Source organism: Streptosporangium sp. NPDC002607, assembly GCF_053592655.1.
Genome location: NZ_JBSFWD010000013.1, coordinates 118,278 through 144,002, shown reverse-complemented (window position 1 = coordinate 144,002; position 25,725 = coordinate 118,278). Strand labels below are relative to the sequence as shown.

Annotated in this window: 23 protein-coding genes; 12 read left to right on the top strand and 11 right to left on the bottom strand. The window is 71.3% G+C overall.

Annotated elements, in window-relative coordinates:
- Window positions 1-77: 77 nt before the first annotated feature.
- The 4 genes from ACWD3H_RS17520 to ACWD3H_RS17505 are packed head-to-tail and all read right to left on the bottom strand — an operon-like array spanning window position 78 to window position 5,812.
- Window positions 78-1,235, bottom strand: a complete 1,158-nt coding sequence (locus tag ACWD3H_RS17520; RefSeq protein ID WP_433361222.1) for an acyl-CoA dehydrogenase family protein — start codon at window positions 1,233-1,235, stop codon at window positions 78-80.
- A 2-nt stretch (window positions 1,236-1,237) separates the two neighbouring features.
- Window positions 1,238-2,185 carry a hydroxymethylglutaryl-CoA lyase gene (locus ACWD3H_RS17515; protein ID WP_355556822.1) on the bottom strand — a complete coding sequence of 316 codons (948 nt, stop codon included), beginning with the start codon at window positions 2,183-2,185 and terminating at the stop codon, window positions 1,238-1,240.
- Between the two features lie 37 nt (window positions 2,186-2,222).
- Window positions 2,223-4,235: an acetyl/propionyl/methylcrotonyl-CoA carboxylase subunit alpha gene (locus tag ACWD3H_RS17510; RefSeq protein ID WP_451955691.1), complete on the bottom strand. Its 2,013-nt coding sequence runs from the start codon at window positions 4,233-4,235 to the stop codon at window positions 2,223-2,225.
- Window positions 4,236-4,243: 8 nt separating this feature from the next.
- The gene (locus ACWD3H_RS17505; RefSeq protein WP_355556816.1) at window positions 4,244-5,812 is read right to left on the bottom strand and encodes a carboxyl transferase domain-containing protein; all 1,569 of its coding nucleotides are present in this window, start codon (window positions 5,810-5,812) and stop codon (window positions 4,244-4,246) included.
- Between the two features lie 90 nt (window positions 5,813-5,902).
- Here ACWD3H_RS17505 and ACWD3H_RS17500 point away from each other — a divergent pair, with 90 nt between their 5' ends.
- On the top strand, window positions 5,903-6,502 hold the full coding sequence (locus ACWD3H_RS17500) for an SACE_7040 family transcriptional regulator (protein WP_355556813.1): 600 nt from the start codon (window positions 5,903-5,905) through the stop codon (window positions 6,500-6,502).
- Between the two features lie 6 nt (window positions 6,503-6,508).
- Here ACWD3H_RS17500 and ACWD3H_RS17495 read toward each other — a convergent pair whose 3' ends face one another.
- Complete coding sequence (locus ACWD3H_RS17495; protein WP_451955690.1) at window positions 6,509-7,378, bottom strand: universal stress protein; 870 nt, start codon at window positions 7,376-7,378, stop codon at window positions 6,509-6,511.
- A gap of 257 nt (window positions 7,379-7,635) precedes the next feature.
- Here ACWD3H_RS17495 and ACWD3H_RS17490 point away from each other — a divergent pair, with 257 nt between their 5' ends.
- On the top strand, window positions 7,636-9,852 hold the full coding sequence (locus tag ACWD3H_RS17490) for a thiamine pyrophosphate-dependent enzyme (protein ID WP_451955689.1): 2,217 nt from the start codon (window positions 7,636-7,638) through the stop codon (window positions 9,850-9,852).
- Window positions 9,853-9,996: 144 nt separating this feature from the next.
- On the top strand, window positions 9,997-10,392 hold the full coding sequence (locus ACWD3H_RS17485) for a DUF2730 family protein (protein WP_451955688.1): 396 nt from the start codon (window positions 9,997-9,999) through the stop codon (window positions 10,390-10,392).
- A 46-nt stretch (window positions 10,393-10,438) separates the two neighbouring features.
- On the opposite strand, the gene ACWD3H_RS17480 is transcribed toward ACWD3H_RS17485, so the two are convergent.
- The 3 genes from ACWD3H_RS17480 to ACWD3H_RS17470 are packed head-to-tail and all read right to left on the bottom strand — an operon-like array spanning window position 10,439 to window position 13,005.
- Entirely contained in the window at window positions 10,439-11,584 is a 1,146-nt protein-coding gene (locus tag ACWD3H_RS17480) for a magnesium and cobalt transport protein CorA (protein WP_350916772.1), read from the bottom strand.
- Window positions 11,585-11,594: 10 nt separating this feature from the next.
- The gene (locus tag ACWD3H_RS17475; protein ID WP_350916769.1) at window positions 11,595-12,071 is read right to left on the bottom strand and encodes a nuclear transport factor 2 family protein; all 477 of its coding nucleotides are present in this window, start codon (window positions 12,069-12,071) and stop codon (window positions 11,595-11,597) included.
- Between the two features lie 16 nt (window positions 12,072-12,087).
- A complete protein-coding gene (locus tag ACWD3H_RS17470; RefSeq protein ID WP_451955714.1) occupies window positions 12,088-13,005 on the bottom strand; it encodes an amidohydrolase family protein in 918 nt (305 codons plus the stop codon).
- A gap of 83 nt (window positions 13,006-13,088) precedes the next feature.
- Between ACWD3H_RS17470 and ACWD3H_RS17465 the strand changes: the two genes are divergently transcribed.
- The 9 genes from ACWD3H_RS17465 to ACWD3H_RS17425 all read left to right on the top strand — a co-directional run bounded on the left by ACWD3H_RS17465 (window position 13,089) and on the right by ACWD3H_RS17425 (window position 23,645).
- On the top strand, window positions 13,089-13,805 hold the full coding sequence (locus ACWD3H_RS17465; RefSeq protein ID WP_355556800.1) for a M50 family metallopeptidase: 717 nt from the start codon (window positions 13,089-13,091) through the stop codon (window positions 13,803-13,805).
- Window positions 13,806-14,041: 236 nt separating this feature from the next.
- The gene (locus ACWD3H_RS17460) at window positions 14,042-14,767 is read left to right on the top strand and encodes a sensor histidine kinase (protein ID WP_451955687.1); all 726 of its coding nucleotides are present in this window, start codon (window positions 14,042-14,044) and stop codon (window positions 14,765-14,767) included.
- A 148-nt stretch (window positions 14,768-14,915) separates the two neighbouring features.
- Window positions 14,916-17,552, top strand: a complete 2,637-nt coding sequence (gene lanKC / locus ACWD3H_RS17455) for a class III lanthionine synthetase LanKC (RefSeq protein WP_451955686.1) — start codon at window positions 14,916-14,918, stop codon at window positions 17,550-17,552.
- A 4-nt stretch (window positions 17,553-17,556) separates the two neighbouring features.
- The gene (locus tag ACWD3H_RS17450; protein ID WP_350916758.1) at window positions 17,557-17,688 is read left to right on the top strand and encodes a SapB/AmfS family lanthipeptide; all 132 of its coding nucleotides are present in this window, start codon (window positions 17,557-17,559) and stop codon (window positions 17,686-17,688) included.
- Between the two features lie 41 nt (window positions 17,689-17,729).
- Window positions 17,730-17,861 (top strand): SapB/AmfS family lanthipeptide, encoded by a 132-nt coding sequence (locus ACWD3H_RS17445; RefSeq protein WP_326641550.1) that lies wholly within the window; start codon window positions 17,730-17,732, stop codon window positions 17,859-17,861.
- 49 nt (window positions 17,862-17,910) lie between these two features.
- Window positions 17,911-18,042 carry a SapB/AmfS family lanthipeptide gene (locus ACWD3H_RS17440; RefSeq protein WP_326641550.1) on the top strand — a complete coding sequence of 44 codons (132 nt, stop codon included), beginning with the start codon at window positions 17,911-17,913 and terminating at the stop codon, window positions 18,040-18,042.
- A gap of 71 nt (window positions 18,043-18,113) precedes the next feature.
- Window positions 18,114-19,856 carry an ABC transporter ATP-binding protein gene (locus ACWD3H_RS17435; protein ID WP_355556786.1) on the top strand — a complete coding sequence of 581 codons (1,743 nt, stop codon included), beginning with the start codon at window positions 18,114-18,116 and terminating at the stop codon, window positions 19,854-19,856.
- 55 nt (window positions 19,857-19,911) lie between these two features.
- A complete protein-coding gene (locus ACWD3H_RS17430) occupies window positions 19,912-21,603 on the top strand; it encodes an ATP-binding cassette domain-containing protein (RefSeq protein ID WP_451955685.1) in 1,692 nt (563 codons plus the stop codon).
- Window positions 21,604-21,650: 47 nt separating this feature from the next.
- Entirely contained in the window at window positions 21,651-23,645 is a 1,995-nt protein-coding gene (locus ACWD3H_RS17425; protein WP_451955684.1) for a prolyl oligopeptidase family serine peptidase, read from the top strand.
- A 35-nt stretch (window positions 23,646-23,680) separates the two neighbouring features.
- Here the strand turns inward: ACWD3H_RS17425 and ACWD3H_RS17420 are convergent, their stop codons facing one another.
- From ACWD3H_RS17420 to ACWD3H_RS17410, 3 genes are all read right to left on the bottom strand, one after another.
- On the bottom strand, window positions 23,681-24,592 hold the full coding sequence (locus tag ACWD3H_RS17420) for an oxidoreductase (protein WP_451955683.1): 912 nt from the start codon (window positions 24,590-24,592) through the stop codon (window positions 23,681-23,683).
- 133 nt (window positions 24,593-24,725) lie between these two features.
- The gene (locus ACWD3H_RS17415) at window positions 24,726-25,178 is read right to left on the bottom strand and encodes a VOC family protein (protein WP_355556767.1); all 453 of its coding nucleotides are present in this window, start codon (window positions 25,176-25,178) and stop codon (window positions 24,726-24,728) included.
- Between the two features lie 133 nt (window positions 25,179-25,311).
- A complete protein-coding gene (locus ACWD3H_RS17410) occupies window positions 25,312-25,710 on the bottom strand; it encodes a class I SAM-dependent methyltransferase (protein WP_451955713.1) in 399 nt (132 codons plus the stop codon).
- Between the last annotated feature and the right edge of the window lie 15 nt (window positions 25,711-25,725).

Genomic DNA, 25,725 nt, shown 5'->3' with positions numbered 1-25,725 from the left:
CGATCATCAACCCGTCCGGCTTTGTCGAAGCGGGCCCGGCCTCCTCACCCGCGACCGGGCCCGCCGCCTTCCAGCACTCAGAGGTCGCCGAGCCCCAGCTCGCGGGCGATCAGCATGCGCTGGACCTCGCTGGTGCCCTCGCCGATCTCCAGGATCTTGGCGTCGCGGTAGAAGCGGCCGACCGGGTATTCGTTCATGAACCCGTAGCCGCCGAAGATCTGGGTGGCGTCGCGGGCGTTGTCCATGGCGGCGTCGCCGGCGACGAGCTTGGCGATGGCCGCCTCCTTCTTGAACGGCTCCCCCGCGAGCATCTTCTCCGCGGCGTGGTAGTAGGCCAGGCGGGCGGTGTGGGTGCGCACCTCCATATCGGCGATCTTGAACTGGATGGCCTGGTAGTGGCCGATGGGGTGGCCGAACGCCCGGCGCTCGCGGACGTAGCGCAGCGACTCGTCCACGCAGCCCTGGGCCAGCCCGGTGGAGAGCGCGGCGATGGCGATGCGGCCCTCGTCGAGGGTCTGCAGGAACTGCGCGTAGCCGCGCCCGCGCTCGCCGAGCAGGTTCCGCGCCGGGACCCTGCAGTCGTCGAAGGAGAGCCCGCGGGTGTCGGAGCAGTTCCAGCCCACCTTGGAGTACTTCTTGGCCACGGTGAGGCCCGGGGTGCCCGCCGGCACCAGGATCGTGGAGATCTCCTTCTTGCCGTCGGCCCGCTCGCCGGTGATCGCGGCCACACCGATGACGCCGGTGATGTCGGTGCCGGAGTTGGTGATGAACGCCTTCGTGCCGTTGATCACCCACTCGTCGCCGTCCAGCACCGCCGTGGTGCGCATGCCGCCCGGCACATCGGAGCCGCCGCCCGGCTCGGTGAGACCGAAGGCGCCCAGCATCTCGCCCGACGTCAGCCGGGGCAGCCACTCGGCGCGCTGCTCGGCCGTGCCGAACCGGTAGATCGGCATGGCGCCCAGCGACACCGCGGCCTCGACGGTGATCGACACACTGGAGTCGACCCTGGCCAGTTCCTCCAGGGCCAGGCAGAGCGCGAAGTAGTCGCCGCCCATGCCGCCGTACTCCTCGGAGATCGGCAGCCCGAACAGGCCCATCGCGCCCATCTGCCGCACGATGTCGTAGGGGAACTCCTCGCGCTCGTAGAGGTCGCCGATCACCGGGGCCACCACGTCGCGGGCGAACGCCTCGACGGTCTTGCGTAGCTCCTCGTACTCGCCGGTCAGCTTGGGCATGGTCACTCCTTCTCCACGGGGGTGCGGGACGGGCTCCCGGCCAGGGCCTGGACGACCCGCGACGGGCTGGGGCGGCCGAGCCTGCCGGCCAGCCAGGTGCTGGTCTCCACCAGCGACGGAAGATCAAGGCCGGTCTCGACGCCGAGACCGTGCAGCATCCAGACCAGGTCCTCGGTGGCGAGGTTGCCGGTGGCGCTCTCGGCGTACGGGCAACCGCCGATGCCTCCGGTGGAGGCGTCGACCACCCTCACGCCCTCCCGCAGCGCGGTGAGCGTGTTGGCCAGGGCCTGGCCGTAGGTGTCGTGGAAGTGGACCGCGAGCCGGGAGGGGTCGCCGAAGGCCTCGATCAGCGCGGCGACGTGGCCGGCGGTGCCGACGCCGATGGTGTCGCCGAGCGACAGCTCGAAGCAGCCCAGGTCGAGCAGCCTGCGCCCGACGGAGACGACCTGGGCGATCGGCGTCGGGCCCTCCCAAGGGTCACCGAAGCACATCGACACGTACGCCCTGACCTTCAGGCCGTGCGCCAGCGCCCGTGCGACCACCGGCTCGAACATGTCGAACTGCGACTCCAGCGTCCGGTTGAGGTTCCGGCCCGCGAACGTCTCGGTGGCGCTCGCGAAGATCGCGATCTCCTGGACGCCGTGTTCGAGCGCGCGGTCCAGGCCGCGCTCGTTGGGCACGAGCACCGGGTAGCGCACACCGGGGACCCGCTCCATGACCGTCAGCAACTCCGAGGCGTCGGCGAGCTGGGGCACCCACTTGGGGTGCACGAAGCTGGTGGCCTCGATCACCCGGTGTCCCGCGGCGGCCAGCCGGGCGATGAACTCGGCCTTGACCCGGACGGGGACCACCGCCGCCTCGTTCTGCAGCCCGTCGCGCGGCCCGACCTCGTAGATCGTGACCCGCTCGGGCAGTCCCTCCGCCCCGATCCTCTGCGGCTCGCGCATCATGCCCCCTCGTCTCCCTGACGTTCCGGTACGGCGCGCATCACCGCTCCTGTCCGCCGACCACGGCCAGCACGGCGTCCATGCCGACCGCCTGGCCCGTCCGGACCCGCAGCTCGGCGACAACCCCGTCGATCGGCGCGGTCACGGTGTGCTCCATCTTCATCGCCTCCACGATGAGCAGCGGCTGCCCCTCGGTGACCCGGTCACCGGCGGCCACCTTCACCACCAGAACGGTGCCCGGCATCGGGCTGCGGACCAGACCGTCCCCCGGACCGCCCGCGCCCGCCCGGTCGCCGGGGTCGCCCAGGTGGCGGTGGGTGAACGCCCAGGCGTCGCCGTCGCGGCCGAGCCACACCGTGTCGCCGTCCCTGGCGACGGCGTAGCGCCTCGCGGTCTCACCGAGGGTGACGAGCAGGTCGTCGCCCTCGTCGGCCAGCAGCGCCCGTACCGTCTCGGCGCCGGCACCCGCGCCGTCGCCGGAGAGGTCGCCGGAGAGCAGGACCTCGGCGCCGGAGGCGGGCAGGCCGCGCACCCTGAGCTCGTGGACCCCGTCGCGGCTCTCCAGCCGGTAGACGGTCCACGCCGCCTCGCCCAGCCGCCAGCCGTCGGGGACGTCCCACGGGTCGGCGTGCCCCGCGGGGACGTGCTCGCGGTGCAGGACCAGGGCCGCGGCGGTCAGCACGTCGTCGGGGACGCCCGCACGGGAGACCAGCTCGTCGAGGTGGCGCTCGACGAGGCCGGTGTCGAGGTCTCCCGCGACCACCGCGGGATGGCCGATCAGGGCGCGCAGGAAGGAGATGTTGGTGGGCACCCCGAGCACGGCCGTGGCCGCGAGCGCCCCGTCGAGCCGCCGCAGGGCGCTCGCCCGGTCCGGCCCCCAGGCGATGACCTTCGACAGCATCGGGTCGTAGTCGCTGCCGACCACGCCCCCGGCCAGCAGACCGGAGTCGACCCGCACGCCGGGCGGCTCGCGCAGCGCGAGGACCCGGCCCCCGGTCGGCAGGAAGCCCCGGAAGGGATCTTCCGCGTAGACCCGGGCCTCGACGGCGTGACCGTCGAGCCGCACCTGCTCCTGGGTGAGCGGGAGGGGCTCGCCGGCGGCGACCCTGAGCTGGAGCTCGACCAGGTCCAGGCCGGTGACCAGTTCGGTGACGGGGTGCTCGACCTGCAGGCGGGTGTTCATCTCCATGAAGTAGTAGTCGCCGGTGGAGCCCTGGACGATGAACTCCACGGTGCCGGCACCGGTGTAGCCGACGGACCTGGCGGCCTCGACCGCCGCGGCGCCCATCGCGGCCCTGGTCGCGGCGTCGAGAAGCGGGGAGGGTGCCTCCTCGACGATCTTCTGGTGGCGGCGCTGCAGGCTGCACTCGCGCTCGCCCAGGTGGATGACGCCGCCGTGGGCGTCGGCCATCACCTGGATCTCGATGTGCCGGGGGTTCTCCACGAACCGCTCGATCAGCAGGGTCGCGTCACCGAACGCGGCGGCGGCCGTGCGGCGGGCGGACGCCAGCGCCTCCGGCAGCTCCGCCGCGGAGCGCACGAGCACCATGCCCTTGCCCCCGCCGCCCGCCGAGGGCTTGATCAGCGCGGGGAAGCCGATCCGCTCGGCGGCCTCGGCCAGGTCGTCGCCCGGCTCGGCTCCGCCGGGGACGACGGGGACGCCGGCCGCGGAGACGGTGGCCTTGGCGCGGATCTTGTCGCCCATGGCCTCGACGGCCTCCGGCGGCGGGCCGACGAAGACGAGCCCGGCCTCGGCGCAGCGCCGGGCGAAGGCGGCGTTCTCCGCGAGGAAGCCGTAGCCGGGGTGCACGGCCTGGGCTCCGGTCGCCGCCGCGGCGGCGAGGATGCCGTCGACGTCGAGGTAGCCGCCGGCGAGCCGTACCGCGACATCGGCCTCGCGGACGTGCCGCGCCCCGGCGTCGGCGTCGCTGTGCACGGCCACGGAACGGATGCCCAGTCTGCTGAGCGTACGGGTGATCCGCAGGGCGATCTCGCCGCGGTTGGCGACGAGGACGGTGTCGAACATCCGGCGGGGTGCTGATGGTTGGGTCATGGGTGCGGTCACATCCGGAAGACGCCGTAGCCGACAGGGTCGAGGGGGGCATTGGCCGAGGCTGACAGGGCCAGGCCCAGGACGGTTCGGGTGTCGAGGGGGTCGATGACCCCGTCGTCCCAGAGGCGGGCCGTGGAGTAGTAGGGGTTGCCCTGCTCCTCGTACTGCCCGCGGATGGCGTCGGGGTCGGCGTTGCCGACCGTGGACAGGACATTGGCGGCCTGCTCGCCGCCCATCACCGAGATCCGGGCTCCGGGCCACATCCACAGGAACCGGGGCGAGTAGGCGCGCCCGGCCATCGCGTAGTTGCCGGCCCCGAACGAGCCGCCGACGACCACGGTGAACTTGGGCACCCGGGCGCAGGCGACGGCGGTGACCATCTTCGCGCCGTGCTTGGCGATCCCGCCCGCCTCGTAGGCCCGGCCGACCATGAACCCGCTGATGTTCTGCAGGAAGACCAGCGGGGTGTTGCGCCGGTCGCACAGTTCGATGAAATGGGCGCCCTTGAGCGCCGACTCGCCGAACAGGATGCCGTTGTTGGCGATGATCCCGACGGGGTGACCGTGGATGCGGGCGAACCCGGTGACGAGCGTGCTGCCGTACTCGGCCTTGAACTCGCCGAACCTGCTGCCGTCGACGACGCGGGCGATGATCTCACGGACGTCGTACGGGGTGCGGGTGTCGGCGGGGACGATGCCGTACAGGTCGCGGGGGTCGCAGACCGGCTCCTCCGATGGCAGGCGCTCCCAGGGGGAGGGCGTGCGCGGCGCGAGGGTGGAGACGATGTCCCGGACGATCCTCAGCGCGTGGCGGTCGTCGTCGGCGAGGTGGTCGGTGACGCCGCTGACCCGGGCGTGCAGGTCGCCGCCGCCCAGGTCCTCGGCGCTGACCTCCTCGCCGGTGGCCGCCTTCACCAGCGGCGGGCCACCGAGGAAGATCGTGCCCTGGTTGCGGACGATCACCGCCTCGTCGCTCATCGCCGGGACGTAGGCGCCGCCCGCCGTGCAGGAGCCGAGGACCGCGGCGATCTGCGGGATGCCGCGCGCCGACATGGTGGCCTGGTTGTAGAAGATCCGGCCGAAGTGCTCGCGGTCCGGGAAGACCTCGTCCTGCCTGGGCAGGAACGCGCCCCCGGAGTCGACGAGGTAGACGCAGGGCAGGTTGTTGTGGAGGGCGACCTCCTGGGCCCGCAGGTGCTTCTTGACGGTGATCGGGTAGTAGGTGCCGCCTTTGACGGTGGCGTCGTTGGCGACGATCACGCACTCGCGGCCGGAGACCCGGCCCACCCCGGTGATGATCCCGGCGGCGGGCGCCTCGTCCCCGTACATCCCTCCCGCGGCCAGCTGGGAGAGCTCCAGGAATCGCGAGCCGGGGTCGAGGAGGGAGTCGACGCGGTCGCGGGGCAGCAGCTTGCCCCGGGAGACGTGCCTGGCGCGCGACTTCTCCGGGCCTCCCAGTCTCGCGGCCGCGACGCGTTCCCCGAGGTCGGCGACCAGCCGCTCATTGACCTCGGCGTTGCGCCTGAAACCCTCGCCACCCGGGTCGCAGGTGCTTCGCAGCACCGGCCAGCCACTCATGCGGGCCCTCCTGTCCGGCTCCGTCGCCGCTGGGTTAAGGATCACTAACTTCACCGCAGATGTTAGTCATTATTAACGTTACCGTCTACCATGCGGAAGGTGACGACTGCCCAGCCCGCTACCCGCAATCGCGGCTCGCGGCGCGCCGAGATCCTGGACGCCGCGGCGAGACTGTTCGCGGCGCGCGGCTTCCACGGTGTCTCGATCGAGGACATCGGCGGCGCGGTCGGCACCTCGGGTCCGGCCCTCTACCGGCATTTCAGCGGCAAGGAGGCTCTGCTCTCCGAGATGCTGCTGGACGTCAGCGAGCGCCTGCACGCCTCGGGCACCCGCCGCGTGACCGAGGCAGCCGGCGCCGAGCAGGCCCTGAACGCCCTGCTCAGCTGCCAGATCGAATTCGCGCTGAGCCACCCGGCGCTGATCACGGTGCACGACAGGGAGCTGGACAACGTACCCGAGCCCGCCCGGCGACGGATCCGCAGGCTCCAGAGACTGTACGTCGAGGAGTGGGTCACCGTGCTGAGCGAGCTCTACCCGGGCCGTTCCCAGGCCGAGCTGCGCGCCGCGACCCACGCCGTCTTCGGGCTGCTCAACTCCACACCGCACAGCGCCGGGGAACTACCGCCCGCGGCGATGGCCGAACTGCTGCGCGGCATGGCCCGCGCGGCGCTGGCCACATCCCAAGGTTAGCAATCACTAACTCATGATGTGGGCACCCTTGCGCGGGGACGTGAGCCACGCCTGCGAGGGGTTCACCATGACCGTGCACGGCGCCTCGCGCAGCAGCATCTGGCAGGCCGGGCCGATGGGGAGGCCCGGCGGGTCGTCGTGCTCCCTGTCGGCCACCACCATCAGGTCCGAGCGGTCGGCCGCGGCACGGAGCACCTCGACGTGGGATCTCGTCTCGATCATGGTCTCCACCTCCAGCTGCGGATACCTCTCCTCCCACAGCGCGACGTTGGTGTTGAAGCGGACCGCCACCCGCCGGGTGTCGTCGGCGCCCTCGGGGCAGAGGCAGATCACCAGCAGCGTCGCCCTGCGCAGCCTCGCCTCCTCGAAGGCCAGGCCGAGCTCCGCCGACTCCAGGTGCGCGTCCTCCACGGCGATCGCGACGCGGTCGGTGCGGAGGTGGCCCGGCTGCCTGACGACGGCCACCGGGCAGCGGGCGTGCGAGGCGACCTGGACCGTCGTCGAGCCGATCTTCAGCTCGTCGAAACCGCCGGAGCCGCGCGGGCCGATCGCGACCAGCTCGGCCGCACCCGACACGCTCACCAGAGCCGCCCCCGGCGACCCCTCCACCAGCTGGCCGCGCACCTGTGCCCGGGGGGCCAGATCGTGCGCCAGGGCCAGCCCCCTCTCCAGGATGTGCGAGCCCATGCGCCGGATGACCGCGGTGGTCTCGTGGGTGACGGAGAGCATCGGGTAGGGCCACTGCCAGGCGTGACAGATCAGCAACGGGAGGAATCTGAGGCGGGCCTCCTCAAGGGCCCAGCGCAGCGCCCGCCGGCTCTCCACGGAGTCGTCGTATCCGACGACCACCGGCCGCTCATCGTCCTGTACCAGCATTGCGGCTCCCCTCCCGCGTCACTCACCTTCCATACTTCACTGATCCTCACGCTCGGTAAGGCGACCATTCACAAGTCTTGCCTCGTTTTCCGGCTCGCACCGGCAAAGGCACCTCCTTGACCATTGTTTCCGATAATCAGCAGTAAATTCTGACAACCTGTCATGGAAAGCTGTTACATGAGGCCGATCCACGACCCCGCCGCACCAAAGATGTCAAGGTTGAGGACGGCGTCCGCCGAGGAGGACATAATCGGGCTGTGGCGCGCGACACTGTTGAGACCCACTTCACCGAGGCCGTGGCCGCCCTCTCCCCCGGGGCGCCGCGCGATCCCGGCCTTCCCGTACGGGAGGGCACGACCCTGACCGGGGCCCGCTGCCGCGAGCTGTTCGAGTTCCAGCTGGGCAGCAGGCTGCTGGACGTCACCGCCCGCTGGCTTCGTGAGCAGGGGCAGGGCTTCTACACCATCGGCTCGGCCGGACACGAGGGCAACGCCGCGATCGCCGCCGCGCTGCGCGTCACCGACCCCGTCCTCCCGCACTACCGGTCCGGCGCCTTCTACCTGACCCGGTCGGCGATGGCGGGACGGCTGCCCGAGGAGGGGATGCGCGATGTGCTGCTCGGCCTGACCGCCTCGGCCGAGGAGCCGATGGCCGGCGGGCGGCACAAGGTCTTCGGCCACCCCGACCTGGCGGTGATCCCGCAGACCTCCACGATCGCCAGCCACCTGCCGCGCGCGGTGGGCGTGGCCTTCGCCATCGAGCGCACCCGCCAGCTCGGCCTGCCGGGGCCGTGGCCGGCCGACGCGATCGCGATGTGCAGCTTCGGCGACGCCTCGACGAACCACGCCAGCGCCCTGTCGGGACTCAACACCGCCGCCTACTGCTCCTACCAGAAGCTGGCGCTGCCGGTCCTGTTCGTCTGCGAGGACAACGGCCTGGGCATCAGCGTGCGCACCCCCGAGGGCTGGGTCAAGGCCGCCCACCACCCACTGTTGAGGTACTTCGAGGCCGACGGCTGCGACCTGGCCGACGTCCACGACGTGGCGCTGGCCGCCGCCGACCACGTCCGCTCGAATCGAGCCCCGGCCCTGCTGCGCGTCGGCACCGTCCGGCTGATGGGCCACGCGGGGTCGGACGTGGAGCTTTCCTACCGGAGCAAACGGGAGATCGACGCCGACCTCGCGCGCGATCCGCTCGTCACGACCGCCAGGCTGCTCGTCGAGGCCGGTCTGACCACCCCCGACGAACTGCTGCTCCGCTATGAGACGACGCGCGAACACCTGTTCAAGATGGCCATGGAGAGCTCACGGCGGCCCCGGCTGGTCTCCGCCCTCGACATCGTCGAACCGCTGGCCCCGCGCACCCCCGCCGCCGTCGCCGCGGCCGGCAGGAACGTCGCGGCCCCCGAGGCCAGGGCGAGGGCCTTCGGCGGCAGGCTCCCCGAGCAGGAGGGTCCGCTGACCCTCTCCCAGGCCATCAACCGCACCCTCACCGACGCCCTGGCCGCCCACCCCGACGTGCTGGTCTTCGGCGAGGACGTGGCGCGCAAGGGCGGCGTCTACGGCGTCACCCGCGGCCTGCAGAAACGCTTCGGTCTCGGCCGGGTCTTCGACACCCACCTCGACGAGCAGGCGGTGCTCGGCCTGGCACTCGGCTCGGGGGTCTCCGGCCTGCTGCCGGTGCCCGAGATCCAGTACCTGGCCTACCTGCACAACGCCCTGGACCAGATCCGCGGCGAGGCCGCGACGCTCCAGTTCTTCTCCCGGGGCGCCTTCCGCAACCCGATGGTGCTGCGCGTCGCCTCCTACGCCTACCAGAAGGGCTTCGGCGGCCACTTCCACAACGACAACTCCGTCGCCGCGCTGCGCGACATCCCCGGCCTGGTCGTGGCCTCCCCCGCGCGTCCCGATGACGCCGCCTCGATGCTGCGCACCTGCCTGGCCGCCGCCCGCACCGACGGCAGCGTCTGCGTCTTCCTTGAGCCCATCGCGCTGTACAGCACCCGCGACATGTTCGAGGAGGGCGACAACGGCTGGCTCTCCCCGTACGCGCCCCCGGCCCGCTGGGCGGAGACGCACATCCCGATCGGGCGCGCCCGCAGCTACGGCGACGGCCGCGACCTGACGATCGTGACCTTCGGCAACGGCCTGCGGATGAGCCTGCGCGCCGCGGTCAGGCTCACCGCCGAGGGGCACAGCTGCCGGGTGCTCGACCTGCGCTGGCTCTCCCCCCTGCCGGTGGAGGATCTGATGCGGGCCGCCGAGCTGACCGGAAGGGTGCTGATCGCCGACGAGACCCGCCGTAGCGGAGGGGTCTCGGAGAGTATCGTCGCCGAGCTGATCGACGCGGGTTTCACCGGCAGGATCGCCCGGGTGACCTCCTTTGACAGCTTCATCCCGCTGGGCGAGGCGTCCAGGCACGTGCTGCTGTCGGAGGCCGAGATCGAGGCCGCCGCCCGCAAACTGCTCAGCTGATTCCTCCGGACCGAAATCCCGGAACCCGCCTCCACCATGTCACCCATACGTGTTCAATTGGATGCGCACTGTTACGGATCGCGACTCCGGCTCGTAGCCGGACAGCCCTCCGTTTCCCCCTGAGCAGGAGGTACCATGCCCGGAGTGGCGATTGGAAACACAGGTCAGCGCCTGACGGAGTTGGAGGCTCATGCCTTCAAGACGAGCGCAGACCTGGCGTACATCAAGGAGACCCTGAATGATCTCCCTAAGATCGTCCGCGAGGAGGTCATGACCTACACCGCGCCGATGTTCGAAGAGATCATGAACAGGATGGCCACCAAGGAGGACCTCTCCGCTCTCTCCACCAAGGTCGACGGCCTGGAGACCAAGGTCGACGGGCTGGACATCAAAGTCGACGGTCTGGAGACCAAGGTCGACAACCTGGAGACGAAGATGGACGCCCGTATGGACTCCATGGATACTCGCATGGACTCTATGGAGACTCGTATGGACTCCATGGAAGGCAAGCTCGACCTGATTCTGGCCAAGCTCAACTGACGGTGCGGATGTGCTGAGTGCACTCCCCGCCTCGCCGGGAGTGCACTCAGAGCCAGTCTCGGCGTTTGAACACCAGATACAGGGTGAGACAGACGCCCGCCATGAGCAGGACCGCGAAGGGGTAGCCCCACGTCCAGTGGATCTCGGGCATCACGTCGAAGTTCATTCCGTAGATGGTGCCGACGAGGGTGGGGGCGAACAGGATGGCGGCCCAGGCGGAGATCTTCTTGACCTCCTCGTTCTGGGCGTTGCTCGCCTCGGTGAGCCTGGTCATGTGCTCGTTCTGGGCCTGGGCGACCATGGTCGAGTTGACCACGAGGATGTCGTGGAGCATCTGGCGGAAGCCGCTGACCCGCTCCGCGACGGTGATCGCGTGGTCGGCCACGTCCCGCAGGTATCTCTGCAGTTCCTCGTCCACCCCGTACTTGGCGGCCCCCGCGATGAAGCCCTCGATCATGCCCAGCAGCGGCTGGGTGGCCCGCTGGAACTCGATCACCTCGCGCGACAGCTCGTAGATGCGGCGGGAGACCCCGGGCTCGTTGCCGAAGACCTGCACCTCGATCTCGTCGATGTCGTTCTGCAGACCGGCGACCACGGGGGCGTAGCCGTCCACCACCGCGTCGAGGATGGCGTAGAGCACCGCCTGCGGGCCCTGGCCGAGCAGGTCGGGGTCGTGCTGCATCCTGCGGCGGACCTGTGACAGGTCGGGGGCCTCGCTGTGCCGTACGGTGATCACGAAGTTCTGGCCGACGAAGACGTGCAGCTCGCCGAAGTCGACCTCCTCGGCCTCGTCGAGATACCTGGCGGGGCGGAGCACCACGAACAGGGTGTCGCCGTAGCGGTCGGCCTTGGGCCGCTGGTGAGCGACGATGGCGTCCTCGACCGCCAGCTCGTGCAGGTCGAACTTCTCGGCGACGTCGAGGATGACGCTGTCCTCCGGCCGGTAGAAGCCGATCCAGGCCATGCTGTCCGGGGTGTTCTTCAGGCACTCGAAGGCGTCGGGAAGAGACTCGGGGGTGGCGGCGCGATGCCCGTTGACGTAGATCGCGTTGTCGATGACGCGCGAGCGGGGTGGGACCGGCAGCCCGTCACCGGCGGATCTGGGGTCCATCGAACGCTCGGGAGACTCCCGACCGGCGCCGGGACGCCCACGCATCAGGCTTCGCAGGCCCCGCACTCGCCGGTCGGTCACACGTGTCTCCTTATCGGGTGGTCATGAACTCTTGCAGCGACTGCATCGCGGTGTTGCGGATCTTGGCCCTGAGCATCGGGGTCCAGCCGAGGATGATCCCGGTCGGCAGGCCCATGGCCATCTTGGACCAGCGCCGCAGGTCGAAGTCGTCGTGGTGGCGAACGATAAGTCCGTCCTCGAAACGGAAGAGAGCGTCGATTTCATTGACGACCCTCCTGCCCGTCTTGCCGAAGGTGTAACTGGCGGTCCAGTGCGCGGTGCCCTCGTACTGGCGGACGGCGATGTCGCGGACCTCCACCCCGAGGTCGGTACTGCGACCGAGCAGCATCCGCCACATCCCCATGACCTTGTCGCGTCCTTCGAGATCCTGGAAGACGGGGTCCCCGAACGTGACGTCGGGGTGGTAACAGCGCTCCATCTCGTCGGCGTCACGACGTGCGAAGGCGTCATAGAACGTCTTGATGAGCTCGGCGTTTCGGTCGTTCACGAGTCTCTCCCGATCATCAATGTCCTGCTGACCGAGTGTAGTGCGCCGAAAGGTCAAGGAGATTGTCCGCATTGTTCCAGCACACCGCGCGGAGCCAGTCGTCGCCCAGGTCGAGCCTGTCCAGCGCGTGGAGCTGGTGGGCGTAGGGGTGGGGGATGTTGGGGAAGTCACTGCCGAGCAGGACCTTGCCGGCCAGCCCGAGGTCACGCAGGCGCGGCCGGAGGCGCGCGGGGAACGGCGTACCACGCTCGGCGAAGTCGGTGAAGGTCATCGTGGTGTCGAGCCGCACGTTCGGGAAGGTCTCGGCCAGCTCGAAGAACTCGTCGTACTCCGGCATGCCGAGGTGCGCCACGACCAGCGGCAGGGTGGGATGGCGCTCCAGTACCCCGCGGACCGGCACCGGCCCCGTGCAGCGGCCGGGCAGCGGGATCGAGCTGGCGTGGACGACGACGGGAACGCCCCGCTCGGCCAGCAGCCCCCACACGTCGTCGATCTCCTCACACCTGGGGTCGAAGTCGCCGACCTGGAGGTGGACCTTGAAGATCCGCGCCCCACGGCCGAGCGCGTCCCGGACATAGCCAAGGACTCCAGGTTCGGGGTAGAAGGTAGCCGAGGGCAGACATTCCGCCGTACGGCGGGCGAAGTCGAGCGTCCATTCGTTGAGGCTCTCGGCCATGCCCGGCCGGTGCGCGTAGGCGAGGGCGGAGAAGGCCCGCACCCCGAGCGCCCGCAGCCGATCGACCCGCTCCTCGACGGGCAGCCGGTAGTGGATCCGCCACCCTTTCCCCATCAGCGGACCGCCGTGCTCGAAGTGGTGCCAGACCCGGCGCTCCATGCGCTCGGGCAGGAAGTGGACGTGCACGTCCGCCAGGCCGGGCAGGCCAAGCCCACGCCACCAGGCGGGGACGCCGGCGTCCGCGAGTTCCGGAATCATATTCTGCACGACCTCGACTTTATCGCCAGCACACCGGCAGTCGTGGGACGCTTTGCTCTCATGCCGCGAAGGAGAAGTGAGCGTTGTCCGACCTCTGGGTGACCCTGACCACGGCCCGTTCCGGGCCGCCCCTCTGGGTCGTGCTGCTGTCCGCGCTGGCCGCACTGGGCGTGGTGTCGTGGTCCACCTCGTGGCAGTTGTCGCGAGGTCTGATCACCATCGCCCACGAGGGCGGGCACGCACTGATGGCACTGCTCACCCGGCGCAAGCTGGAGGGCATCCGCCTGCACTCCGACACCTCCGGCGTGACCCTGACCAGGGGCAGGCCCCGCGGGCCCGGCATGATCCTGACCGCCGCCGCCGGATACGTCGCCCCGTCCCTGCTGGGGCTGGGCGGGGCATGGCTGACCTCCTCCGGCTACGTGGAGGTGCTGATCGCAATAGTGATCGTGCTGCTGTTCTGCATGCTGCTGCTGATCCGCAACCTGTTCGGCGTGGTGAGCCTGCTGGCGACCGGGGGCGCGATCTCCGTCTTCACCTGGTACGCCGAGCCCGACATGGACGCCGCCCTCGCCTATCTGGCCGTGTGGTTCCTGCTGCTGGGGGGTGTGCGGCCGATCGTGGAGTTGCAGCGCAAGCGGCGTTACGGCCGGGCACCCGACTCCGACGCCGATCAGCTCGCCCGGCTGACCTTCCTGCCCGGCGGGTTCTGGGTGTTCCTCTTCCTGGTGGTCGCGGGCGCCTGCCTGGTGGCCGGGACCTATTTGCTGCTGCCTCCGGCGTTCAAGCTCTCCTGGTAAGCCCCCCCCCCGGACCGGCCCAGGTGATTTCGCGGTGACGCACGGCGTGCGCCAGGAGAACCCCTGACCAGCGGCCGACTCCCTCGCCATCCAGTTCAGACCATCGCATTTCCAGCTCATTAGTCATAATTATGTCCCACCTCCGAATAAAGCGGCAAGCCGCCCTTCTCGGTTGACATTTAACACCTTTTTGAGTTTATTAGAAGGAATATAGTTTCCGCTGTGAGAGGCGCTTCATGCCGCATCCCGCCTACCTCGTCGGAACGGCCGGGGCGGGCATCCTGCTGATCTCTCTGGGCGTCACGCTCGCCCTCACCCTGCGGATCAGGCGCCTGCGCGTCGAGCGGGAGCGCGCCCTCGCCAGGGCCTACGAGGGGTTCGCCCGCGACATGCACGACATCGTGGGGCACTGGCTCTGGCTGGCGTCCATCAAGGGAGAGCTGGCCCACCGGCGGGCCGCCGGCGACGCGCGCCTGCGCGAGGATCTGGAAGAGGTGCTCCAGGCGGTACGGCAGGCCGCGCACGCCGTACGGAACGTGTCCGCGGCCCGCCACCGGCTTTCGTTCCCCGGCGAGGCCGCCCGCGCCAGAGCGCTGATGGAGGGGTTCGGAGCCTACTGCTCGGTCCGGGTGGACACCGACGAGCTGCCCGAGCCCGTGAGCGCGGCGCTGGGCGCCGTGGTGCGCGAGGGCGTGACGAACATGCTGCGGCACAGCCAGGTGAAGCGGTGCGCGATCGAACTGGTCGAGCACGGCGGCCTGCTACGCCTGACCGTCGTCAACGACGGGGCACCCCGGCGGGAGGCGCCCTCCACCGGCGGCGACATCGGCGGCGACATCGGCAGCGGGGTGGGCAACCTCCGCCACCGCCTGGGCGAGCTGGGCGGCACGGTAAAGGTGACGGGCGGTGCGGACGGGTGGTTCACCCTGATAGCCGAGGTTCCCGGCAATTATTCCGAATAACCTTCATGTCTCTCACAAAAGCACAGGTAGCACCCACCTTCACGGTCGACACTGTGCGTTTCGCATATACGAGTGGTTTAGTTTGTAACTAGTGGTTTCTCGGGTTATCCGTAATTCTCTCTTCTGGAAGACAGCAGGGGAGAATGCCGTGGATGACCAGTATGAGCTTTATTGCCTGGCGGACCCGCTTTTTTACGACACGCTTGACGGCCGGCGGAGCGACCACCCCGATTTCGCGCTCGCGGCCCGGGAGGTCCCGGACGGCTGGCAGCACCAGGCGACCGACACCTGGATGCACTACGCGCCGCTCGCGGGCCGCATCCCCGCCCAGGGCTGGAAGGTCCACGTCTCGGCCCGCGCCGAGGACGCCGAGCGCGCCCTGGAGACGGTCTGGGACTACTGCGTCCCCCGCGGCATCGCGTTCAAGTTCCTGCGCAGCCTGCCGGTCATGACCATGCTGAACTCCAAGGCCGCCCCCCGCGGCGCCAGCGGCAAGCTCGTGACGATCTACCCGGTGGACGAGGCACAGCTGGAGCTCACCCTGAAGGAGCTCGACGAGCTGCTCGCCGGCGTCGAGGGGCCGTACATCCTCAGCGACCTCCGCTACGGCGAGGGCCCGCTCTTCGTGCGGTACGGCGGGTTCGCCGCGCGGCGCTGCCTGGCCGGCAACGGCGAGCTGGTGCCGGCCATGGAGGACGGCGAGGGGCGGCTGGTCCCCGACGTGCGCGAGCCCTCCTTCGGAGTGCCGTCCTGGGTGACGCTGCCCGCCTTCCTCGAACCCCACCTGGCCGCCCGTAACGCGGTCACCACCGAGAACCTGCCGTACCGGGTCGAGAGCGTCATGCAGTTCTCCAACGGCGGCGGCGTCTACCTCGGCGAGGACCTGCGCACCGGGGAGCGGGTCGTGCTGAAGGAGGCCCGCCCGCACGCCGGTCTCGACGCCGCCGGCCGGGACGCCGTGGCACGGCTGGCACACGAGCGCGACATGCTGGAGCACCTGTCCGGGCTGGACGCGGTGCCCGCGCTGATCGGCTACTTCACCCTGGGAGGCCACCACTTCCTGGTCGAGGAGTTCGTCGACGGCAACCCGCTCCAGCGGCAGCTCGTACAGAGATACCCGCTGACCAGGGCCACCTGCGACGAGGCGGCCCTCGCCGAGTACACCGCCTGGGTGCTCGACACGCTTCCCAAGGTGCGGCGGGCGATCGAGTCCCTGCACGGACGCGGGGTGGTCTTCGGCGACCTGCACCCGAACAACATCCTGGTGACCGCGGACGGCCGCCTGGTGCTGATCGACTACGAGGTGGCGACCTTCAGCACCGATCGCGGCCGCGCGGCGCTCGCCCATCCGGCATTCGGCGCGCCGGCCGACCGGCAGGGCACGGACGTCGACCGCTACGCCCTCGCCTGCCTCTGCCTCGGCCTGTTCGCCCCCCAGCTCACGATCATGCTGCCGCTCGACCGCGCCAAGGTGGTCGACCTGGCCAGGCTCATCACCGAGACCTTTCCCGTGCCGCCCGAGGTGATCGACGAGGCGGTCCTGACCGTCGCGGGCCCCGCTCCGGCGGCGGTCACACCGTTCCCGAGGCCGGGCCACGACGGCTGGCCCGAGCTCAGGGAGGCGATGACCCGGGCCATCCTGGCGAGTGCCACTCCCGACCGCGACGACCGGCTCTTCCCAGGCGACGTCGCCCAGTTCCAGCCCGGCGGGGGCGTCAACCTCGCGTACGGCGCCGCGGGCGTGCTCTACGCGCTGGCGGTGACCGGGGCCGAGCGCCTCCCGGCCCACGAGGACTGGCTGCGCCGCAGGGCGCTGGCCCCCGCTCCGGGGACCGGTGTCGGTTTCTACGACGGGCTGCACGGCGTGGCCTACGTCCTCGACCTGCTCGGGCACCGCCAGGACGCGATCGACACCGTCGACCTGTGCCTGCGCGAGAAGTGGGAGGCGCTGGAGCTGGGGCTGTTCGGCGGCCTGGCGGGCATGGGCCTGAACCTTCTCCATCTGGGCGTCACCACCGGCGAACGGACCTTCGCCGACCTTGCCCTGCGGATCGTCGACATCTGCTCCGACAGGCTGGGCGGGCCCGACGACGTGCCGAAGATCAGCGGCGGCAGCCATCCCCGCGCCGGGCTGATGTACGGCTCCTCCGGGCCCGCCCTTCTCTTCCTGCACGCCTACGAGCGCACCGGCGACACGTCGCTGCTCGACCGGGCGGCCGTGGCGCTCCGGCAGGACCTGCGGCGCTGCGTCACCGGCGAGGACGGAACCCTCCAGGTCGACCAGGGCTGGCGCACGCTGCCCTACCTGGACGAGGGGTCCGTGGGCATCGGCATGGTGCTCGCCCGCTACCTGGCCCACCGCCACGACGCGGACCTCCGCACCGCGCTCGACGGCTGCCGGCTCGTCACCCGGGGACGGTACTTCGTGCAGTCCGGCCTGTTCACCGGCAGGAGCGGCGTGCTCGCCGCCCTCGGCTGGGGCCTGGGACCCGAGACCCCCCGCACCGACCACCCAGACCTGGCCGTGCAGCTGCGCGGGCTCGGCTGGCACGCGCTGCCCCACGGCGGCGGGCTGGCCTTCCCCGGCGACCAGCTGCTCAGGCTCTCCATGGACTTCGCGACCGGCACGGCCGGAGTCCTGTTCGCGATGAGCGCCGTGCTGCACGACCGGCCGGCGTTCCTCCCCTTCATCGAGCCGCCCGGCGGCACGAACGCCCCTGCCTGGGCGTCCGCGCACGGATCCGCCGGGCGGTTTGGCTCCTGCGACTCACCGAAGGAGGTGTAACGACATGGTTCTTCTCGACCTGCAGTCCCTGGAAACCCCCGGTGGCGGCTCCGGCGGCGGCGGTGGCAGCACCCTCACCGTCCTCGGCTGCCAGTCCGGCCGGCCCAGCAACCTGAGCCTGCTGCTCTGCCACTAGTCCTCCCCATATCGGTTCCCATCTACAAGTGAGGCAATCCCATGGTCCTTCTCGACCTGCAGTCCCTGGAGACCCCCGGCGGCGGCCACGGCGGCGGTGGCGGCAGCACCCTCACCGTCCTGGGCTGCCAGTCCGGCCGGCCCAGCAACCTGAGCCTGCTGCTCTGCCACTAGTCCTCCCGTTCCACGAAAACCCAGACAACCTAGAAACGGAGCCATTCCCATGGTCCTTCTCGACCTGCAGTCCCTGGAAACCCCCGGCGGCGGCCACGGCGGCGGTGGCGGCAGCACCCTCACCGTCCTGGGCTGCCAGTCCGGCCGGCCCAGCAACCTGAGCCTGCTGCTCTGCCACTAGTGAGACCCCGTGCCCGGGACGGCCAGCGACGGCGGCCGCCCCGGGCACACCCGTTCCAGGAAGGAGGGACCGTGCGGGCAGCCGACCGGCTGGTGGCCGAGACCGTACGACGTGGCGGACCCTGGCTGGCCGTCCTCGCGGTCACCTCCGTGCTGGGCGCGTTCGCCCAGCTCGCGCTCCCGCTGGTGCTGGGCAGGACCGTCGACGAGCTCGTGGCCGGCGGCACGGACACGGCGACCTGGCTCGGCACCTGCGCGGGCGTGGTGATCCTGACCGTGGCCTGCGACACCCTCGGCGTCTGGGCCTCGGGATCGAGCGGCGCGCGCTCCTCGGCCTGGCTCAGGGAACGGGTGGTGCGCGGCGTCCTCGGCATCGGGCCGGCGATCACCCGCCGGTTCCCCGAGGGGGACCTGGTCACCCGGATGGGCCTGAACACCGAGGAGATCGGGCACGTCCCCGAGTCGCTCGTCACCGGGGCGGCGCTGGTCATCCCCACCGCGGGCGGCATCGTGGCCCTCACCCTCATCGACCCCCTGCTGACCGCGACGCTGGTCGTCGGGCTCGTCCTCATCGCGCTCGTCCTGCGGGCCTTCCTCACCGTGAGCACCGCGATCGCGGGCGACTACCAGGCGGCACAGGGCGACATCGCCGCCCGTCTCGTCGACGCGCTCGCCGGGGCCCGTACGATCGCCGCGGCCGGTACCGCCGATCGGGAGCGGGCGAGGGTGCTGACCGCGCTGCCCCTGCTGCGCAGGCATGCCATGGCCATGTGGCGGGCCAACGCGCGGGCCGGCGTGCAGGCCGGTGCCGTGGTCCCGCTGCTGGAGGTCGCCGTGCTCGGGGTGGGCGGGCTGCGGCTGGCCGCCGGAGACCTCACGGCCGGCGAGTTGTACGCCGCCGCCCGCTACGTCGTGCTCGGCGCCGGCCTCGGCTCGGCGCTTGGCTACGTCGGCCGCCTGGCCCGGGCGCGGGCCGCCGCCGCCAGGGTGGATGAGCTGGTCGCCGAGAGCCCCCGGGCCTATGGCACACGGCCGCTGCCGCCGGGCCCCGGCACGCTGGAGCTCCGCGGCGTGGACGCGGGCGGCCTGCGCGAGCTGGACCTCGTCGTCCCCGGCGGGCAGGCGGTGGCCGTGGTCGGCCGCTCGGGCGCCGGCAAGTCGCTGCTCGCCGCGGTCGCCGGACGGCTGGTGGACCCACGCCACGGCACGGTCCACCTCGACGGCGTCCCGCTGCCGGAACTCTCCCGCGAGGCGCTCCGCCGGGCCGTCGGGTACGCCTTCGAGCGCCCGGTCCTGCTCGGCGACACCGTCGCCGCCGCGATCGCCCTGGGCACCGAAACCCCCGCCCGCGCCCCCGGCACCGGCCGCCACGGCCGCCGCACCGGAGGCGGCCGGGTCGAACAACCAGGCGCGAACAGGGAGGTCGTGCGGGCCGCCGCGCGGGCGGCCCGCGCCGACACCTTCGTCCGGCGCCTCCCACTCGGATACGACACGCCACTACAGGAGGCGCCCATGTCCGGCGGTGAGCGGCAAAGGCTCGGCCTGGCCCGCGCCTTCGCGCAGGGGCGGCGCCTGCTCATCCTGGACGACGCCACCTCAAGCCTGGACACCGTCACCGAGCGCCAGGTCGCCCGGGCACTGTCCGGGGAGCTGCGCGACCGCACCCGTCTGATCGTGACCCACCGGGTGGCGACCGCCGCGGCCGCCGACCGGGTGATCTGGCTGGACGACGGGCGGGTACGCGCCTGCGGCAGCCACCATGCCCTCTGGGCCGACCCGGCCTACCGCGCCGTCTTCCAGGCGGGTGCCTCATGACCGCCACAGACCCGTACCGGCTCCGGGACGGCGCCGTCTTCCGGGTGGGCGCCCGGTGAACCGGCCCATCCGGCGGGCGCTCACCAGGGACCCGTACCAGCTGGTCAGGCTCGCGGGCTGGTCCGTGGCGGAGACCGCGCCCGCGCTGGTCATCGGCCTGGCCATCGCGCGGGCGATCGACGACGGCTTCGGCGCGGGACGCCCCGCGACCGGGTTCACCTGGCTGGCCCTGCTCGGCGGTGCCTGGCTGCTGGCCGCCGTCGGCGCGCGTCAGGTGGTACTGGCCGTCGCCGCGATCGTGGAGCCGTTCCGCGAGGAGCTGCTCGCGCATGTCGTCGACGACGCACTGCGCCACTCGGCCGCCTCCGGGCAGGGGCCGGGGGCGGGAGCGGTGGCCCGCGCCAACCTCCAGGTCGAGCTGGCCCGCGACGCCTTCGCCTCGGTCATCACCGTGGTCAGGTCGTTCGCGTTCACCGTGGTGAGCGTGGTACTCGGGCTGGCGACCCTCGTCCCTGGGGTGCTCGCGCTGGTGCTGCCGCCGTTCTGCGCGGGCCTCGTCCTCTTCTCACTGTCGCTGCGTGCCCTGGCCAGGCGGCAGCGGGACTTCATCCTGGCCGATGAGCGTACCGCCGGGGCGCTGGCCGGCATGGTGGGCGGGCTGCGCGACATCACCGCCTGCCGGGCCGAGGAGCGGGTCGCGGGTGACGTCGGCCTCCGGGTGACCGAGCAGGCCCGCGCGGCCAGGTCGCTGGCGCGGGTGACCGCGCTGCGCACCGCGTCGCTGGCGGTGGGCGGCTGGCTGCCGGTACTGCTGGTGCTGGCCGGGACCCCCTGGCTGCTCCGCGAGGGCGCGGGCGCCGGGGTGATCCTGGGCGCGCTGGCCTACGTCACCCAGTCGCTGGCGCCCGCGCTCGGCAACCTCGTGGAGGGGCTGGGGATCAACGGCGTCCGGCTCCGGGTGGCACTCGACCGGCTGCTGCGCGACGGCGACCCGCCCGTACGGGCACGCGGACGGCTCGCGGCCGAGAGCGGAGGTGCCGAGCTGCGCGGTGTGACGTTCGCCTACGGCCCGCACGCCGAACCGGTGATCGACCGCCTCGACCTGTCGGTCCCCGAGGGGGACCACATCGCCGTGGTCGGGCCGAGCGGCATCGGCAAGTCCACCCTCGCCGCGCTGCTGACCGGCGTGCTGCTGCCGGGCTCCGGCCAGGTCATGGTGGGCGGCGTGCCCGCCGACCGCCTCGACCCCGCCGACCGGGTGCTCATCCCCCAGCAGGCGTACGTCTTCCGCGGCTCCCTGCTGGAGAACCTGACCTACCTGTCCGACGCCCCGAAGGAGGCGGTGGACGGGGCCGTGGCCGCGGTCGGCCTGACGAACCTGGTGGCGCGGCTGGGCGGCTACTCCGCCGAGATCGACTCCGGCCTGCTCTCACCCGCCGAGCAGCAGTTGGTCGCCCTGGCCCGCGCCTACCTGGCCCCGGCCCGGCTGGTGATCCTCGACGAGGCGACCTGCCATCTGGACCCGGCGGCCGAGGCCCGCGCGGAGGAGGCGTTCGCCCGCCGGGGCGGCACGCTCCTCGTCATCGCCCACCGGCTGACCTCCGCCCTGCGGGCGCGGCGGATCCTCGTGATGGACGGCACCAGCGTCCGGCTGGGCACGCACGAGGAGATGCTCGCCGCCTCCCCGCTCTACGCCGACCTGGCCGGACAGTGGAATCCGTCGAGCAGACAGGAGCTGGTGCCTTGACTCTCCCCGAAGCCAGAGCCCTGGGTGTCCACGCCGAAGGAGATTCGATGATCTATCCTCCCGCCGAGCGGCAACCGGTCGTCGACCACCTGCACGGCCACATGGTGCCCGACCCGTACCGCTGGCTGGAAGACGCGGACAGCCCGGAGACGCGGGGCTGGATGTCCGCCCAGGAGGAGCTGTGGCGCGGCCACGCCGCCGCGCTGCCCGGGCGCGACCTGTGGCACGCGCGGGTGGCCGCGCTGACCGGCGCCGGGATGGTCGGCGTGCCGATGTGGCGCGGTGGAAGCCGGTTCCTGCTGCGCCGTACGGCCGACCAGGAGCACGCGGTCCTCTATCGCACCGGCCCCGACGGGGTCGAGGAGGCGCTGATCGACCCGGTGGAGCTGGACCCGAGCGGGCTGACCACGCTCGACCACTGGCAGCCCGACTCGGACGGCCGGCTGGTGGCCTACCAGCTCTCCACGCACGGCGACGAGCGCTCGGAGCTGCGAGTGATGGACGTCGCCACCCGGCGGGTGGTCGACGGCCCGATCGACCGCTGCCGGTACGCGCCGGTGGCGTGGCTGCCCGACGGTAAGGCGTTCTTCTACGTCCGCGCCCGCCAGGTCCGCCTGCACCGGCTCGGCACCCCGGCCGAGGACGATGCCGTGATCATGGGCGAGGACCGCTCCTACGGGCTGGGGATCAGCTACAACGGGCGCTGGCTGACCGTCTCGGCGGCGGCGGACGACGGCAACGACCTCTGGCTGGCCGACCTGTCCACCTCCTCCCCCGAGCGCCCTGACCTGCGGGTCGTCCAGCGGGCGGCGGGCGCGGTGACGCTGTCCGCGGTCGGCCGCGACGGGCGCCTGTACCTGCTCACCACCCTGGACGCGCCACGGGGACGGCTCTGCGTGGCCGACCCCGCGCGGCCTGGCACCGAGCACTGGATCGAGCTGGTCGGCGAGGACCCGCAGGCGGTGATCGGCGAGTTCGCGATCGCCGGACAGACGCTGCTCGTCGGCTGGACCCGGCACGCGGTCGGCGAGATCAGCGTCCACGACCTGGCGACCGGGGAGCGGCGCGGCCTGGTGCCGCTGCCGGGGCTCGGCTCGGCCGGCGCGATGTCCACCCGTCCCGAGGGCGGCCACGAGGTCTGGTTCACCTACACCGACAGCGTCACTCCGCCGAGCGTGCACCACTACGACACCCGTACCGGGCAGACCTCGCTGTGGAGCGCCGCGCCCGGCGCGGTGCAGGTGCCGGAGCTGGAGGCCCGGCAGGTGGTCTTCGCCTCGGCGGACGGCACCCCGGTGCGGATGGTCGTGCTGGCACGGCCCGGCTCGGGCCCCCGGCCCACGATCCTGTACGGCTACGGCGGCTTCGGGCTCTCGCTCACCCCCTCGTACTCCGGCTACATCCTGCCCTGGGTCGAGGCCGGCGGGGTGTTCGCCCTCGCCCAGCTGCGCGGCGGCGGCGAGGAGGGCGCCGCCTGGCACCGCGACGGCATGCTGGAGCGCAAGCAGAACGTCTTCGACGACTTCGCGGCGGCGGCCGAGGCGCTCGTCTCCGGCGGCTGGACCACTCCCGCGCAGCTGGGCGCCTGCGGCGAGTCCAACGGCGGGCTACTGGTCGGCGCCGCGCTGACCCAGCGCCCCGACCTGTTCGCCGCCGCGGTCTGCTCGGCACCGCTGCTCGACATGGTCCGCTACGAACGCTCGGGGCTCGGCCCGGCCTGGCGTTCGGAGTACGGCTCGGCCGACGACCCCGAGCAGCTGGGCCGGCTGCTGGACTACTCCCCCTACCACCGCGTCACCGAGGGCGTCGACTACCCGGCGACGCTGCTGACCACCTTCGGCGGCGACTCCCGCGTCGATCCCCTGCACGCGCGCAAGATGTGCGCGGCCCTGCAGTGGGCGACCTCGGGCTCACGGCCGATCCTGCTCCGCCACGAGGGGGACGTCGGCCACGGCTCCCGCGCAACCGGCCGCGCGGTCGCCCTGGCCGCCGACATGCTCACCTTCCTCGCGGCCCACACCGGTCTGGAGGCCGACGCCTGAAACCTCCGCCCGGCCTTTGGGAGCTCTCTTTCTGCTCACTCCCCACCCTGCTGGAGGGAGTCGAGGCGGATCATTTCGTCCTCTGAGAGCCGCAGGGCGCCGGCGGCCACGTTGTCGGTCAGGTGATCGGGGTCGCCGGTGCCGGGGATGGCCAGCACATGTGGTCCGCGCTGCAACGTCCAGGCCAGCCGGACCTGCGCGGCCGTCACGCCGTGCGCGCGTGCGACGGCGAACACCTCCTCGCTGTCGGTGACCCCCGCGCCCGCCTCGCGCCCGGCACCGGCGATCGCGAAGAACGGTACGAACGCCACCCCCTGCTCCCCGCAGATACGCAGGAACTCGTGGTCCTCGGGCCGTGCGCCGATGCCGTAGGCGTTCTGCACGCAGACCACCGGCGCGACGGTCTGGGCCTCGGCGAGATGTGCGGGCGTGACGTTGGAGATGCCCAGATGCCGGATCAGCCCGGCGTCGCGCAGGTCGGCCAGCGCGCCGAAGTGCTCGGCGATCGAGCCGGTCCCCAGGCTCCGCGGGATGCGCAGGTTCACCACGTCGAGGTGGTCCCGGCCGAGCTGGCGCAGGTTCTCCTCGACCTGGCCACGCAGTTGCTCCGGCCTGGCCCACAGCCACTCACCCGACGGATCCCGGCCCGGCCCGACCTTGGTGACGATGACCAGATCATCGGGGTACGGCGCCAGCGCGCGGTTGATCAGCTCGTTCGCCGAGCGCAGCGCCGAGAAGTAGAAGGCCGCGGTGTCGATGTGGTTCACCCCGAGCTCGACCGCGCGGCGCAGCACGGTGATCGCCCGGTCACGGTCGCTCGGGGCGCTGTTCCCGAACACCGTGCCGTGCTGCGCCAGGCGCATCGCGCCGAACCCGATCCGGTTGACCGGCAGGTCGCCGAGCTCGAAGACGCCCGCTGCCGCGGCGGTGATCGTCTTTGCGGTCATCGAATCTCCTTGAGCGTGGAGACCCCCGCCTCCAGGCATGGGGAGAAGATCAAGGTCGAAGTCTGCCGGCTCCTGAGCCGCGGCCGCATCGCGACCGGAGTTCGGGCAGAAATCCCGGACCGCGTGAAAGGGCCTATGCGGCGCAGAACTCGTTGCCTTCCGGGTCCAGCATGATCCACCAGTGTCCGGCGGGCCCCTTGTTCACTTCGCGGACGCGGGTGGCGCCCAGGCCCTCCAGCCGTGCCGCCAGCGCGTCAAGACCACCGGGCTCGCTGTGTACGTCAATGTGCAGACGGTTCTTGCCGGATTTGCTCTCGGGTACGTCCTGGAAGAGCAGACGTCGCCCGCGGCCGACGCCGCTGGTCTTGTCGAACGGGTCCTCGGGGTGGCGGATCGCGGCGTAGCCACGGAAGACCTTACGGTCGTGATGCTCGGTGACCGCTTCCTCGCCGATATGGCCGGCGGCCAGCAGCTGTTCGATGAGCACGCTGGGATCTTCCACTTCGTAGCCCAGTGCCGCGGCCCAGAAGTCCGCGAGCGCGGGTGCGTTCGTACTGTCGATGACCAGTTTCCAACTCAATGCCATGTAACCAGTCATACTGGTTACATGGCATTCACCGCAACCCGGGGCTGACGCTGCGTTCCCACACCGGCGTCACCTACCGGTTCGACCCCGGCACCCTGTGCCTGGAACTGCTCACCACCGGCGGTATGAGGTACTACACGAGCCCGCCGACCTGGCCGCCCGGACCGAGCGTTCGCTGCTGACACCGACACCGGAACTGCAGATCTCCGACGCCGAACACGACAACCCGGAACTCCCCCAAACCGGCCGGCAGTTCCTCTGCGCGGGCCGCTACCCGCCGCGCGTTGGTCACCCCGCGACGCCTGGCCTGCCGCTCGGCCTCGGCGAGCATGTCTTCATCGGGGTCAGCGCCGACCACCTCGGTGAAGAACCGCGCCATAGCGAGCGTCACGACGCCCGGCCCGCAGCCAACGTCGAGGAGTCGGCCCCGGCCGTCCAGGGCCGTGGCCAGTGCGCCGAGGCGCCCGCACCTGAGCCACCGTAGACAATTGGTAAGTTTCTTTACAATAATGAGGGACCGCGCACCCCCCATCATCGCGGCCGCCAG

Coding starts and splice junctions, on each gene's coding strand:
- ACWD3H_RS17520 (WP_433361222.1), bottom strand. CDS start 1,235: ATGCCCAAGCTGACCGGCGAGTACGAGGAGCTACGCAAGACCGTCGAG.
- ACWD3H_RS17515 (WP_355556822.1), bottom strand. CDS start 2,185: ATGATGCGCGAGCCGCAGAGGATCGGGGCGGAGGGACTGCCCGAGCGG.
- ACWD3H_RS17510 (WP_451955691.1), bottom strand. CDS start 4,235: ATGACCCAACCATCAGCACCCCGCCGGATGTTCGACACCGTCCTCGTC.
- ACWD3H_RS17505 (WP_355556816.1), bottom strand. CDS start 5,812: ATGAGTGGCTGGCCGGTGCTGCGAAGCACCTGCGACCCGGGTGGCGAG.
- ACWD3H_RS17500 (WP_355556813.1), top strand. CDS start 5,903: ATGCGGAAGGTGACGACTGCCCAGCCCGCTACCCGCAATCGCGGCTCG.
- ACWD3H_RS17495 (WP_451955690.1), bottom strand. CDS start 7,378: ATGCTGGTACAGGACGATGAGCGGCCGGTGGTCGTCGGATACGACGAC.
- ACWD3H_RS17470 (WP_451955714.1), bottom strand. CDS start 13,005: ATGATTCCGGAACTCGCGGACGCCGGCGTCCCCGCCTGGTGGCGTGGG.
- ACWD3H_RS17460 (WP_451955687.1), top strand. CDS start 14,042: ATGCCGCATCCCGCCTACCTCGTCGGAACGGCCGGGGCGGGCATCCTG.
- ACWD3H_RS17450 (WP_350916758.1), top strand. CDS start 17,557: ATGGTTCTTCTCGACCTGCAGTCCCTGGAAACCCCCGGTGGCGGCTCC.
- ACWD3H_RS17445 (WP_326641550.1), top strand. CDS start 17,730: ATGGTCCTTCTCGACCTGCAGTCCCTGGAGACCCCCGGCGGCGGCCAC.
- ACWD3H_RS17440 (WP_326641550.1), top strand. CDS start 17,911: ATGGTCCTTCTCGACCTGCAGTCCCTGGAAACCCCCGGCGGCGGCCAC.
- ACWD3H_RS17425 (WP_451955684.1), top strand. CDS start 21,651: ATGATCTATCCTCCCGCCGAGCGGCAACCGGTCGTCGACCACCTGCAC.
- ACWD3H_RS17420 (WP_451955683.1), bottom strand. CDS start 24,592: ATGACCGCAAAGACGATCACCGCCGCGGCAGCGGGCGTCTTCGAGCTC.
- ACWD3H_RS17415 (WP_355556767.1), bottom strand. CDS start 25,178: ATGGCATTGAGTTGGAAACTGGTCATCGACAGTACGAACGCACCCGCG.
- ACWD3H_RS17410 (WP_451955713.1), bottom strand. CDS start 25,710: ATGGGGGGTGCGCGGTCCCTCATTATTGTAAAGAAACTTACCAATTGT.